The organism is Streptomyces sp. NPDC058051 (assembly GCF_042885475.1).
GTDB lineage: Bacteria > Actinomycetota > Actinomycetes > Streptomycetales > Streptomycetaceae > Streptomyces.
On the sequence record NZ_JBHVRW010000010.1, the window covers coordinates 137,762 to 150,988 of the forward strand.

General features: G+C 71.6%; 11 protein-coding genes and 1 pseudogene. 7 read left to right on the forward strand and 5 right to left on the reverse strand.

Annotated features, from left to right (window positions below; translation table 11 throughout):
• Window positions 1–5: 5 nt before the first annotated feature.
• Window positions 6–272, reverse strand: coding sequence for a hypothetical protein (locus ACFVUT_RS18070; protein WP_389649568.1), 267 nt, complete (start codon window positions 270–272; stop codon window positions 6–8).
• A 125-nt stretch (window positions 273–397) separates the two neighbouring features.
• On the opposite strand from ACFVUT_RS18070, the gene ACFVUT_RS18075 reads away from it, so the two are divergent.
• Window positions 398–3,406, forward strand: coding sequence for a BTAD domain-containing putative transcriptional regulator (locus tag ACFVUT_RS18075; protein ID WP_389649565.1), 3,009 nt, complete (start codon window positions 398–400; stop codon window positions 3,404–3,406).
• 216 nt (window positions 3,407–3,622) lie between these two features.
• Here ACFVUT_RS18075 and ACFVUT_RS18080 read toward each other — a convergent pair whose 3' ends face one another.
• A complete protein-coding gene (locus tag ACFVUT_RS18080) occupies window positions 3,623–4,126 on the reverse strand; it encodes a carboxymuconolactone decarboxylase family protein (RefSeq protein WP_389649563.1) in 504 nt (167 codons plus the stop codon).
• Window positions 4,127–4,236: 110 nt separating this feature from the next.
• On the opposite strand from ACFVUT_RS18080, the gene ACFVUT_RS18085 reads away from it, so the two are divergent.
• Both ACFVUT_RS18085 and ACFVUT_RS18090 read left to right on the forward strand, forming a co-directional pair.
• A complete protein-coding gene (locus tag ACFVUT_RS18085; RefSeq protein ID WP_389649561.1) occupies window positions 4,237–5,208 on the forward strand; it encodes a pirin family protein in 972 nt (323 codons plus the stop codon).
• 321 nt (window positions 5,209–5,529) lie between these two features.
• A complete protein-coding gene (locus ACFVUT_RS18090) occupies window positions 5,530–5,871 on the forward strand; it encodes a GNAT family N-acetyltransferase (protein WP_389649560.1) in 342 nt (113 codons plus the stop codon).
• A gap of 54 nt (window positions 5,872–5,925) precedes the next feature.
• On the opposite strand, the pseudogene ACFVUT_RS18095 reads toward ACFVUT_RS18090, so the two are convergent.
• From ACFVUT_RS18095 to ACFVUT_RS18105, 3 genes and pseudogenes are all read right to left on the reverse strand, one after another.
• Window positions 5,926–6,039 (reverse strand): annotated as a pseudogene (locus ACFVUT_RS18095) (oxidoreductase); the annotation flags it as partial.
• Between the two features lie 135 nt (window positions 6,040–6,174).
• Window positions 6,175–7,896, reverse strand: coding sequence for an MFS transporter (locus ACFVUT_RS18100; RefSeq protein ID WP_389649558.1), 1,722 nt, complete (start codon window positions 7,894–7,896; stop codon window positions 6,175–6,177).
• Window positions 7,897–7,947: 51 nt separating this feature from the next.
• Complete coding sequence (locus ACFVUT_RS18105) at window positions 7,948–8,397, reverse strand: MarR family winged helix-turn-helix transcriptional regulator (protein WP_389649557.1); 450 nt, start codon at window positions 8,395–8,397, stop codon at window positions 7,948–7,950.
• Window positions 8,398–8,614: 217 nt separating this feature from the next.
• Here ACFVUT_RS18105 and ACFVUT_RS18110 point away from each other — a divergent pair, with 217 nt between their 5' ends.
• The 4 genes from ACFVUT_RS18110 (at window position 8,615) to ACFVUT_RS18125 (ending at window position 13,155) form a co-directional block, all read left to right on the forward strand.
• Window positions 8,615–9,853: a sensor histidine kinase gene (locus ACFVUT_RS18110; protein ID WP_389649556.1), complete on the forward strand. Its 1,239-nt coding sequence runs from the start codon at window positions 8,615–8,617 to the stop codon at window positions 9,851–9,853.
• Window positions 9,825–10,520, forward strand: coding sequence for a response regulator (locus ACFVUT_RS18115; RefSeq protein ID WP_389649554.1), 696 nt, complete (start codon window positions 9,825–9,827; stop codon window positions 10,518–10,520). Before ACFVUT_RS18110 ends, ACFVUT_RS18115 begins: the two co-directional genes overlap by 29 nt.
• A gap of 534 nt (window positions 10,521–11,054) precedes the next feature.
• Complete coding sequence (locus ACFVUT_RS18120; RefSeq protein WP_389649552.1) at window positions 11,055–11,402, forward strand: hypothetical protein; 348 nt, start codon at window positions 11,055–11,057, stop codon at window positions 11,400–11,402.
• 160 nt (window positions 11,403–11,562) lie between these two features.
• Window positions 11,563–13,155, forward strand: coding sequence for a glycoside hydrolase family 43 protein (locus ACFVUT_RS18125; RefSeq protein WP_389649550.1), 1,593 nt, complete (start codon window positions 11,563–11,565; stop codon window positions 13,153–13,155).
• Window positions 13,156–13,227: the final 72 nt, after the last annotated feature.

The window sequence follows — 13,227 nt, forward strand, 5'->3', positions numbered from 1 at the left end:
TGGGCTCACCAGTCGCTGTTGACCAGCAAGGCTCTGATCGCGTCGTCGAGGCTCTGGAACATGCCGAGTTCCTTCTTGCCCATGGACGCCCGCCGGCCGGCGAACGCCTGCCAGCCGCCCCAGGACGTCGAGATCGCGTGTCCCACCGGCGCCCCGCGCAGGACGCTCCCCTTGTAGACCTGGACCACCTCGTCCTGGCCTTGGGACAGGACGTCGAGAGAGAACCCGGCCTTGTCCGCCAGTTTCTGCACGGACTTACCGATATGCGCCATAGCCAGCTCCGTCACGTGTGTGCCTTGCCTGCCCTCCGGCCGGGGCGGACTTGCCAACCATGGCGGCAGGCGCTGCAATGCAGATGAAATTTCGATGATGTGCGGGTGGGAGTGGAGGCGTCGCGGTGGACGGGGGAGTCCCTCAGCGGCTTCGTATCGAGTTGCTCGGGCCGGTCTCGGCCTGGCGTGGCGAAGAGCCGCTGGACATCGGGCCCGCACGGCGGCAGGCCGTCCTCGCGGCCATGGTGCTGCGCCGGAGCAGACCGGTCAGCCAGGAGCACCTGCTCGACGCGGTGTGGGGCGCGCATCCGCCGGCGTCCGGCCGTCGCCTCCTGCCGAGTTACGTCTACCCGCTGCGCAAGGCACTCGACCCCGAGGGGACCGACCGGGCGAGCTCGGTGATCCGCAGCGGCAGCGGCGGATACCGCTTCGTTCTGGACGAAGTCCAACTCGACACGGAGGAGTTGGCCGAGCAGGCCGAAGCGGCGCGGCGAACGAAGACCTCGGGCGACCTGGCCACCGCCATGGACCGGTTCGCCGCCGCCGTCGCCCTGTTCCGGGGCGAGCCCCTGTCCGGACTGCCGGGCCCGTTCGCCCAGGGCGAGCGACAGCGGCTGTCGGAGCGCCGGCGCGCACTCCAGGCCGAGATGCTGGAATGCCTCGTCCTGCTCGGGCGGTCCGGTGACGCACTCGACGACCTGACCGCGCTCTCCACGTCCGATCCGCTCAACGAATCACTGCTGGCGCTGCGCATGCGCGCCCTGTACGGAGTCGAGCGTCAGGCCGAGGCGCTGACGGCCTATCAGGACATGCGCGACCGCCTCCGCGACGAATTGGGCGTCGACCCCGGCGAGAAACTCCGCCGTGTCCATGAAGCGGTACTGCGACGCGAGGACGCACAACTCCTCGGCCCCGCGGCGGCCCGGCCGACCGACCGGCCGGCTGCCCGGCCTCAGCCTCAGCCCCAGCCCCAGTCCCAGTCCCAGCCCCAGCCTCGGCCCCAGCCCCAGTCCCAGCCTCGGCCGCGGCGCGCCGTGAACGACCTGCCGGGTGTCGCCGGCCGGCTCTCCGGGCGCGCGTACGAACTGAGGCTGTTGACCGCGCCTTCCCCTTCCGACGCCGTCTCGGTCGTGACCGTGGACGGCCCGGCGGGCGTGGGAAAGACCACGCTCGTCGTCCGCGCGGCCCACGACCTGCGCGCCGACTACCCCGACGGCTGCCTCTACGTGGACCTGCGGGCCCACAGCGAGGGCCGGCAGAGCCCGACCCCGCAGCGGGTCCTGCGGCGCTTGCTGCGCTCTCTCGGCGCGACCGACAGTGAGGTACCGAGCGACCTCGACGAACTCACCGCGGCCTGGCGCGCAGCGACCAGCTCGTTACGGCTCCTGATGGTGCTGGACGACAGCGTGAGCGCGAAGCAGGTCGGGCCGCTGCTCCCGGCCGGACCGGGCAGCAGGGTGCTGGTCACCGGCCGGCGGCGGCTGGTCGAACTCGACACCGACCGCAGGGTGACCCTGGAGCCCCTGGAGTCCGGCGGCGCGGTGTCCCTGCTCCGGCACCTGATCGGAAAGGAACGGTCGGACAGGGAGCCGGAGGCGACGCGCGAACTGGCCCGGCTGTGCGACGGACTGCCGCTGGCGCTGCGGATCGCCGGGGCGCGGCTGCAGACCCGCCCCGCGTGGACGCTGGCGTACCTGGTGGAACGGATGACCGGTCAGGAAGGCCGGCTCGGTGAACTGAGCGCCGGGGACCGCAGCGTGGAGGCGGCCTTCCGCCTGTCCTACGACCAGCTCCCCCAGCGGATGCGCCGCGGATTCCGTGCCCTGGGGCTGGCGCCGACGACCGAGGTCGACCGGCTGGCGTCGGCGGCCATGCTCGACTGCTCGCCGCCCGACGCGGAAGAGACCCTGGAGAGTCTGGTCGACACGAGTCTGTTGCAGGAGCCCCGACCGGGTCGCTACCGCCTGCACGATCTGGTCCGGGCGTATGCGCGGCGGCTGGCGGAGGCCGCGTCCGCGGAGGCCGAAGCGGCACGTGGCGCCGTGTTCCGCCTCTACCTGGACGCGGGCCGCATCGCCAGTGACTGGGGCCCCGGAGGGTTCCCCACCGGACCGCAGCCCGTCGGTGCGCCGTTCACGGACTGGAAGCAGGCGGAGAGCTGGCTGGATGCGGCGGGCGGTGAGCTGCCCGATGTCGTCGCGCAGGCCGCAGCGGTGGGCGAGGCGGATCTCGCCTGCTGGATCGCCGAGGCGCTGAGCGACTATTTTCTGCGCCGGGGCCGCTATCACGAGTGCCGGGCCGCCCTTGAGGCGGCACTCGCCTGCGCGGACGACGCCGCCGACCGGAGGATGGCGCCCGCCCTGCGGAACGGCATGGGCATGGTCGACTTCTATCAGGGGCGGTTCGCCGAGGGACACACCTGGTTCACCGAGGCTCTTCGGATCAGCCGCCGTGACGCGGACCGGCGCGAGGAGGCCCGGGCACTGACCGGACTGGGCGCCGCCGAGTTGAACTCGGGCCGGGTCGAGGAGGCGGTCACCCGCATCACGGAGGCGGTGGCCCTGTCCGAGCGGCTCGGCGACAACTGGCTTGCCGCCACGGCACTCAGCCTGCTCGGCACGGTCCACCAGATCCTGGGGCGCAACGACGAGGCACTGAGCTGCTTCACCGGCGCCTGCACCCATGCCGAGACCAACGGCAGACCCCACCTGCTCGGCCGGCCCCTGTCCTGCATCGCGGACGTCCACCTCGGCCTCGGCGATTACCGCGAAGCGAGGGATCTGTTCCGCCGGGCCACCGACCTGGTCGCACAGGGCGGAGACGTGCTGCTGCACGCGATCTCGCTGACCCGGCTGGGTACGGCCGAGGAAGGCGCCGGCGACCTGGGCAGTGCCATGGCCCTGCACCACGAGGCGCTCTACCGGCACGGGCTCCTCGACCCGCTCATGGAACCGCAGTACGACCGGTTGGAGATGGACATCCGCTGCCGACTGGGCCAGACCTACGCCACGGCGGGCCGCCACCGCGAGGCAGGCGAACAGTTCCAGGCCGCACTCGCGGTGCCCGGAGCCCGGACCCACGCAGGGGAGTACGCACGGGCGACCGAGGGCCTGAGCGCCTCCGCGGTCGCCTGACGTCCCCCGTGCCCGTACGGCCGAGCCCCCGCGCACCCGCGGTCGGCTACCGGGGTCGCGCCCCCGCGCACCCGCGGCGGGCTACCGGCACGGGCACGCGGGCCGGACCGTCCCCCCGCTTCCGCACCTGCCGCGGTGGTCCGGGAGGTCAGTCGTCCCGATCGGAGACGAGCCGGGGTGGCCGGTGCTCCGGTGCCCGGCAGGAGCGCGACCGGATCACTGCTGAGGGATCGCGCGCACGGGATGCTTGCTCATCACGGAGACCCGGTTGAACGCGTTGATCGTGATGGCCACCCAGATCACCGCGGAGATCTCGTCGTCGGTGAGGACCAGGCGGGCCGCGTCGTAGGCGCTCTCCTGCCCGACGGCGTCCGCGGGGTCGGTGGTGGCCTCCGCCAGGGCGAGCGCCGCGCGCTCCCGCGCGGTGAACAGCTCGGTGTCGCGCCAGGCGGCCAGTACACCCAGGCGTTGGGCGGTCTCGCCGGCGCGCACTGCGGCCCGGGTGTGCACATGGAGGCAGTACGCGCAGCCGTTGATCTGGGACACGCGGAGGTTGACCAGTTCCACGAGGGTGCGGTGCAGTCCCGCCTCGGCGGCGGCCTCGCGGACCGCTTCGGCTGTGTCGATCAACGCCTGGTAGGCCTTCGGACTCTGCTTGTCGACGAAGACCCGCTTGCTCGCGCGGCCTGTCGCTGTGTCAGTCACCCTGGACTCCTTCATGAGCCGCCACCGGCCCTCGCTCTGCCGTGCGCCCCGTGGTCGGCGCAGCGGCCTATCATTCAGAAGCAATTGTTGAACATGAAATAATCCTGGTGAGAGAGGGGCGCTCCATGAGCGACGTCGAGAGGGATCCCGCCGTACAGTCCTGCCGGGACTCGGACCCCGGCCGACCTGTGCCGGAGGTCGACGTCCTCTCCGCGCGGGACGTCCCGTTGGGCGGTCCGCGGGCGATGACGGTACGGCGTACGCTGCCGCAGCGCACCCGGACGCTGATCGGAGCCTGGTGTTTCGCCGATCACTACGGCCCCGACGACATCGCCGACACGGGCGGCATGGACGTCGCACCCCATCCGCACACCGGTCTGCAGACGGTGAGCTGGCTCTTTGCCGGGGAGATCGAGCACCGGGACAGCATGGGCAGCCACGCACTCGTCCGGCCCGGAGAGCTGAACCTCATGACGGGTGGGTACGGCATCAGCCACTCGGAAGTCTCCACCCCCGGCACCGCGATCCTGCACGGGGTACAACTGTGGGTGGCGCTTCCCGGAGAACACCGGCACACCGGCCGGGACTTCCAGCACTACGTCCCGAGCCCGATCAGGGTGGACGGGGCCGACGTCAGAGTGTTCCTGGGCACGCTGGCAGGTGACACCTCACCGGTGCAGACCTTCACGCCCCTGCTCGGCGCGGAACTCGTCCTCGACCCCCACTCGACGACCACGCTCACCGTCGACACCGCCTTCGAGCACGGGCTGCTGGTGGACCACGGAAATGTCCGTGTCGGTGAAACACTCCTGCACTCGGCGGAGTTGGGCTACATCGGCACGGGAAACGGCACCCTGACGCTGGCGAACGAGACGGATGCCGTGGCTCGGGCGGTCCTGCTCGGAGGGACGCCGTTCGAGGAACAGATCGTCATGTGGTGGAACTTCATCGGCCGGACCCACGAGGACATCGAGCAGGCGCGTGAGGACTGGGAGAACGGCGACCGCTTCGGCGAGGTCCATGGCTACGACGGCGACCGCCTGCCGGCTCCCGAACTGCCGTCCGTCGCCCTGAAGCCCCGCGGCCAGGTGCGCTGACCTGGCGCCATGCGTCCGCCAGGGGCCTTCATCGCACTGGTCACACCGGCACAGACGCCGCCGACACCGAGCTGAGGCGTCCGGAGTTTCCAGATCTTGGCCGCTCTGCGCCCTCGGCCCCACGACCGAGCAGCCGCACCGCGCACTCGTCGACGCCCTCGCCCGCCGCGTGGCCTCCGCCCGCACCCGGACGCGGGGCGGAGTGCAGCAGGCGGCTTCGGTACGGTCGAGGGCGACGGCCGCTACCGGCTTCCCGCCCGCCCTTCCCCCACGCCGGTATCGCACCGCGCAAGGACCCGACGTACCACCGAAAGGCGCACGATGACGCAGCCCGCCCCCGCTCCCACCGTCCGGCGAGTGGATCCCAAGCACCGCTACGAAATCCTGGTCGACGGCAGGACCGCAGGTCTCACGGCCTACCGCGACCGTGACGAACAGCGCGTTTTCTACCACACGGAGATCGACGACGCCTTCGCCGGGCAGGGCCTGGCCTCCACGCTCGTACAGCAGGCGCTGAACGACGTGCGCGCCTCGGGGAAGCGCATCGTGCCGGTCTGCCCCTACGTGGCGAAGTTCCTCAAGAAGCACGAGGAGTTCGCCGACATCACCGACCTGGTGACCCCGGAAGTCCTGCAGTGGTTGGACACCGCGCGGTCGCACTGACACGCGATGGAGCACCATGCTGCGGACCGCCGCCCGCGACATCGTTCTCCAGGCCACGTCGACCATCCGGTCCCACTCGTCGACGAGCAGGGAGTCCAGCCGCGACAGGGGCATGACCCCGGCGCTGCCGACGAGGGCGTCGACGCGGCCGTGGCGGTCGCGGGCGGCCCGGAGGGTGCCCACCGGTGTACCGGCGGTCGTGGGTCTCCCGGCGCGGAGCGGATCGCGACCACGAAGGTGAACAGTGAAGCGGGCTGCGGCACAGGACGTGTGCCGCAGCCCGCGGGCGGTTGCGGGGGTGGCTCAGGCCGCGCTGTTGCGCAGCTCCGCCACCGTGTCCGCGGTCAGGGGCCGTGGGCTGTGGTCGGGGTCGACGAGGACGACGGTGCAGGTGGCGGCGTGGGTGAGGGCGGTGGTGAAGCTGCCGTCGGCGAACTGGGCGAGGAGGCCGCGCGGCGAGCGGCCGACCGCGACGGTGACGGCCTGCGCGTCGGCGGCGTGCCGGGCCAGGGCGCGGCCGGCCGCGGCGTGGTCGCCGACGCTGGTGAGGACCTGGCCGGTGGCGGTGATGCCGTGGGCGGCGAGGCGGTCGAGGTGGGCGGTGACGGTCGCGCGGGCGTGGTCGAAGTCCTCGGCTTCGACGGCCTGTTCCTCGACGACGGTGGTCTGCTGGACGTGGACGACCTCCAGGGGGCTGCCGGAGGTCCGGGCGAGCCGTGCCGCCGCGTCGACTATCACAGCGGCCTTCTCGTGGGCGCCGACGGCGACGATGACCGGAGGCGTGCCGCCGCTCGGCTCGCTTCCGACGGGAGTGAGGGTGGGCGTGACGGGCTCGCCGTCGCCCATGTGCTGCTCGGCCTGCCGGAGCAGGCGGTGACCGCTGGCCAGGACGGGGATGGCGAGGAGGAAGGTGGCGGCGCCGAGGTAGAAGGGCACGCTCAGGTCGGTGGCATCGGCGAGCTTGCCCGCGACGTACGGGGCCAGGCCGCCGCCGATGAAGCGCAGGAAGCCGTAGGAGGACGAGGCCACCGGGCGCTCGACCGGGGAGACGAGCATGACGGCCTGTGTGGTGAGGGTGTTGTTGATGCCGATGAACGCGCCGCTGACCACGACCGCGACGATCACCACGGTCGGCGTGGCCACGCCGGCGGCGATGACGGCCATCACGATGCCGAGGCCGAGCAGGTTGGCGTACAGCACCGGGGCGGTGCCGTACCGGGCCTGCAGACGCGGGGCGACGAAGACACTGAAGGCGGCGACCAGGAGGCCCCAACCGGTGAACACCAGCCCGAGCTGATGGGCGTTCAGCTCCATGGGGTAGGGCGCGTAACCGAGCATGGTGAAGAAGCCCCAGTTGTACAGCAGGGCCATGATGCCCATGGTCAGCAGGCCGCGGTGACGCAGTGCCTTGAGAGGGGCGGTCAGTGAGATGGGCTGCTTCGGCTTGGGCAGGGAGGGCACGAACGCGAGGGTCGCGATCAGGGCGATGCCCATCAGGACGGCGACGCCGAAGAACGGTCCGCGCCAGCTGATGGCGCCCAACTCGCCGCCGAGCAACGGGCCGACGGCTATACCGAGACCGAGAGCGGTCTCGTAGAGGATGATCGCGCCGCCGAAGCCGCCACTGGCGGAGGCGACGATGACGGCCAGGGAAGTGGCGATGAACAGGGCGTTGCCCAGGCCCCAGCCGGCGCGGAAGCCGACGATGCCGTTGATGGAGTCGGTGGTGCCGGCCAGGGCGGCGAAGACGACGATGACGGCCAGCCCGATGACCAGGGTGCGCTTGGCGCCGATGTGGCTGGATATCCAGCCGACGATCAGCATGGCGACAGCGGTGACGATCAGGTAGCTGCTGAACAGCAGGGAGACCTGGCTGGGCGAGGCGTGCAGGCTGTCGGCCAGGGCGGGCAGGATCGGGTCGACCAGACCGATGCCCATGAACGAGATCACGCAGGCGAACGCGACGGCCCAGACGGCCCTCGGTTGCTTGAAAGGACTGGCGGTCTTTCCGTGCGGTGCACTCATGTGCGCTCCTCTTCCGGAACGTCGAGCGGTAGGGGGGTGGAGCCGGATGGTTCAGGAGCGGGCCTGGCGGTCCTGGATCGCGCGGGCCAGGGCGGGCAGCGCGACCTTCACCGCCTGCTGCTCCGGTTCGGTGAGCTCCTCGACGAGGAGCTGGAGGGCGTGAGTGCGCTCCGCACGCCGCTGCCGGGAGACCTCCAGGCCCGTGTGGGTGACCTCCACCAGGACGGCCCGGCCGTCGTTGCGGTCGGCGACGCGGCGTACGAGGCCCGCGCGCTCCATGCGGGTGACGAGCTGGGTCATGTTCGGCTGGGACACGCCCTCGGCGCGGGCCAGGTCGGTCAGCCTGGTCGGGCCCTCACGGCACAGACGGGCCAGCGCGGAAGAGGTCGCCACGCTCAGGCCGCCCGCGTTGGCGCTCTGACGTACGTAGCGGACCATCTGCTCGACGGCGGTGATCAGATCCTCTGCAGGCAAGCCTGTTTCCATAACCCGCTTATGCATAGCCTCATTATGCATATACGTGTACTGCGAAGCAAAGTTGGGCCCGGCGGGGCCCGGAGGAGTCGTGCCGGAGGCGACGGACCCGAAGGGCGTACAGCGCACCGTCGATGTGGTGTGCGCCGCCGACGGCTCTGCGAACGGGCAACGGCGGCGCTCAAGGCGCCTCCTGGCCCGTCCAGGCCGCGCCTGAGGCTGCTCTCGACCCTACGGTGGTGGCATGGCGGTGATCAGCGGTTGGAGGCGGGGAGCGCGGGCTCGGATCGGTGTGTGGGAGGCACTGGGCCTGGTTCTGCTCTTCGTGCTGTCGGTCCTGGCCGCCTCGGTCGTACGGCACGGGCACCAGTTCTCCCTGCGGTGGCCCGTTGTGGTGCTGGCCGTGGTCGGCTGCTCCGCGCTGGTGTGGCGGCGCCGTCACCCCTTCGTCGTCCTGGCCGTCGCGGTCGCCTGCGGGGTGGCCTTTCAGATCGTCGGGATCCGGGAGAGTCCGCTGGTGATCAGCCCGGTCCTGGTGTCGATCTACACCGTGGCCGCGCTGACCGACCGGCGTGCCACCTGGATGGCGGGTTCGTTCTCGGCTGTTGTCCTGGTGGGGGCGGCCGTGATGTGCGACCCGCACTCCTGGCTGGCCCCCGACAACGCCGCGATGCTGGCGTGGACGGCCCTGCCGGCCGCTGTCGGGGACGGGGTGCGTTCACGTCGCGCCTACATCGCGGCCGTCGAGGAGCGGGCCGAGCACGCGGAGCGTACGCGTGAGCAGGAGGCGCAGCAAAGGGTGGCGGCCGAACGGGTGCGGATCGCCCGTGAGCTGCACGACATCGTCGCGCACCACATCGCTCTGATCAACGCGCAGGCCGGCGTGGCCGTGCACCTGGTGGAACGGCGGCCGGAACGGATCCTGGCCGCTCTGGAGGACATCCGGGACACCAGCCGGTCCGCGCTGGACGAACTACGGGTGACCGTGGGGCTGCTGCGGCAGTCCGGCGACCCGGTGGCGCCGCGTGACCCCATGCCGGGCCTCGCGCGCGTACCGGCGCTTCTGACGTCGTTCGAACGTGCCGGACTGACCGTGACCCACACGGGGCGCGGCACCGCCCAACCGCTGCCACCGACGGTCGATCTGGCCGCCTACCGCATCGTGCAGGAGGCCCTGACCAACGTCCGCAAGCACGCCGGGGCCGACCACGCCCGGTTGTGCCTGCACTACGGCGACGAGCGGTTGACGATCACCGTCGAGGACGACGGGCGAACCGGGGAGGACCACACGCATCCGGGGACGGGGCACGGACTGATCGGGATGCGGGAACGCGCTGCCGCGGTCGGCGGCTGGCTGTACGCGGGAGCGCGCCCGGAGGGCGGGTTCACCGTGACGGCCGAACTGCCGTTGCGTCCCGGCCTGGTGAGGGGCAAACCGCCGGAGAGGGACACACATGACGATTCGCGTACTGCTTGCCGATGACCAGGCCCTGCTGCGGGGCACGTTCAGGATGTTGTTCGACTCCGCGGACGACATGGAGACGGTGGGGGAGGCGTCGAACGGGCAGGAGGCACTGGAGCTGGCATGCGCACAACGCCCTGACGTGGTCCTGATGGACATCCGCATGCCGGAGATGGACGGCATCGACGCCACACGGCTCATCAGTGAGTCCGAGGAGACCGCAGACGTGAAGGTGCTCATCCTGACCACCTTCGAGGACGACGAGCACGTTGCCGAGGCACTGCGTGCCGGGGCGAGCGGATTCCTCGGCAAGGGGGCCCGGCCCGAGGAACTTCTCGACGGTGTCCGCACGGTCGCCGCGGGTGAGGCACTGCTGTCCCCATCGGCGACCCGCGCGCTGATCAGCCGTTTCCTCGCACAGCCGGACGCGTACTCGGCGGACGTGCACGAACGGCTGGAGTGCCTGACACGTCGGGAACTCGATGTCGTGGGGCTGGTGGCGCTGGGACTGTCGAACGACCAGATCGCCGAGCACCTGTTCGTCAGCCCCCTGACCGCGAAGACGCACGTCAACCGGGCCATGACCAAGCTGGCCGCCCGCGACCGGGCCCAGCTCGTCGTCATCGCCTACCAGTGCGGCCTGGTCACCCCGGCGACGGAACCGGGGCGTTCACCGGCGTCCGACTGATCGCAGGCGCGGTACGTGTGCGCCGGTCCAGCCGTAGACGAGCGGGCCGGATACCGCAGCCGTGGTAGCCCGGAAACGCTGCACGGGGACGACGCGCGAGGGGCCGCTCCTGGGCGAAGGTGGGAAGGCGAACGGAGGTTTCGCCATGATCGGAACCCACTGCCTGACCACGTGCTGCGACGCCGAACCGAGGACGCGGCGCACACCCTTTCGGCCCCGGCGCCACCTGCGTGAGCCCCGAAGCCGTCCTCCGGCTCCCCGCAGCGGCGCCGCCCGGTACCGCTCTCGCCGGTGCCCGGCCGTCCCCACGGGGTCGGCACGCACGCACCGTGCGGAACACCGCCCCTTCGGGCCCTGAGCCTCGGGCCGCGCGCACGAGGACGGCACGGCGCGCCGTGCGCCCGGCCGCGCGACCGACGGCGCTCTCGCCGTCATCATCCTGCCCGGCGGCCCACCACCGAGACCGGACACTCACGCCCGACCTGCGGCCGCGACGACCGCGACCGGCAGTTCAGCCAGGAAGGACCAGCTCCCATGCTCACCGCAACCACGAAGCACCACACGATCAGTGAACGACCGGCCGAGGAGCACACTCCCCAGGCCACTGCGACAGAAGAGGTGATCACGGTGGGAGCTCAGCAGGGAACCCGCTCCGCGCGCCGGGACTGGCGCGACTACCGCGCACTGCCCGCACACCTGTCCCTTCTCCGCGACGCCCTGGCCGCCGGCGCCGACCGGCACCAGGAGGTGTACGGGAAGGGCGAGGCCGGAGACCGGCACGCGGCACCCTGCCGACGCGGCCCGGCCCGCGTGGCCGGCACCACGCAGCTCACCCTGGCCCAGTGGGTCAGCAGGACCGCGAGCATAGGGAACCGGAGCTGACGCGAAAGCAGCGGCGAGACCGGGGCGGCTCGGCACACGGCCTCCGGGCACGCGTCCTCCGGCAGGAGGGGCCCACCGCACACCGGCCCCTCCACCGCCTGCTCGGCATACGGTGCTCTCTGCCCGTTCCGGATGGCGCATCGCGAGAGGACAGCTTCGTATGCCGACGTACAACAACCCGGTGATCAGCGGTTTCCACCCTGATCCCAGCGTGTGCCGAGTGGGTGAGGACTACTACCTCGTCTGCTCCAGTTTTGAATACTTCCCGGGGGTGCCGCTCTTCCACAGCCGGGACCTGGTCCACTGGCGGCAGATCGGCAATGTCCTCGACCGGCCCGGACAACTGGACCTGCGGGACGACGCACGGGCCTCCGGCGGCATCTACGCGCCGACGATCCGCCACCACGACGGCCGGTTCTACATGATCACGACGAACGTCAGCGGACGAGGCAACTTCATCGTCACCAGTGAGCGGCCCGAGGGGCCGTGGTCGGATCCGGTCTGGATCGACCTCCCGGGCATCGACCCGGACCTCGCCTGGGACGACGACGGCTCGTGCTGGTGTGCCTTCTCCGGGGTGCGGGTGGCCCGCATCGACCCTCGGACAGGAGAGGTACTGGACGGTCCGTGGCCGGTGTGGTCCGGAACGGGCCTGCAGTATCCCGAGGCGCCGCACCTGTACCGCGTCGGGGACTGGTGGTACCTCATGATCGCCGAGGGCGGCACCGAGCGCGGGCACGGCGTCTCCATCGCCCGGGCCCGTTCACCGCGCGGTCCCTACGAACCGGCCCCGGCCAACCCGATCCTCTCCCACCGCAGTACCGACCGGCCGATCCAGAACACCGGCCACGCCGATCTGGTCTCCGCGCCCGATGGCAGCTGGTGGATGGTGCTCCTGGCCACGCGGCCCCGCGGTTCCTCCCCGGGCTTCCACGTCCTGGGCCGCGAGACGTTTCTGACCCCCGTCCGCTGGGAGGACGGCTGGCCGCAGGTCGGACCGGTGCTGGAGGAACACCAGGCCCCGGCCGCCTGGCAGCCGACCGAACCCGCGCCGTACCGTGACGACTTCGACACCCCGGTGCCGGCGCCCGGCTGGATATCCCCGCGCAGCCGCCCCGACCGCTCCTGGTCCCTGAGCGACCGGCCGGGGTGGCTGACCCTGACCGCGACAGGTCCCACCCTCGACCGTCCCGGGCACACGTTCATCGGGCACCGGCAGCAGCACCGCGACTGCCGGGTGTCCGCCCGCCTGGACCCGGGAACAGGCCGCGCGGGACTGTCGGTGCGTCTGGACGAGGCCCACCACTACGACATCGAGGTCAGCGGCGGAGAGGCCGCCGTGATCGCCCGGATCGGCCCACTGCGCCAGGCCGTTGCCCGGCACCCGGTGCCACCGGGGCCGCTCACCCTGGTCATCGAGGTGCGCACGACCGACCAGGTGCCCCCGTCCGTCGTCTCCGCCGGACACGCGGCCGGTGAACCGCTCGGCGTCGGCGCCGACGGACCGGACACCATCGCCTTCTCGCTCCTGCTGCCCGAGCCCGTGCTCCTGGCCGAGCTGGACGGCCGCTACCTGTCGACCGAGGTCGCCACCGGCTTCACCGGCCGCGTGATCGGCATGTACGTGACCGACGGCTCCGCGGCCTTCGACTGGTTCGACCACCGGCCCACGACCGTCCCCGCGCCCCGGAGCGAGCACGACGCCGCCGACCCCGCGCCCCGGAGCGAGCACGACGCCGCCGCGCCGCGCTGACGGTGGGCGCGGCGGCGCCACCGGAGGCAAGTTGACCCGGTCACGGTGGCGCCACCGGAGGCACGGGGGATC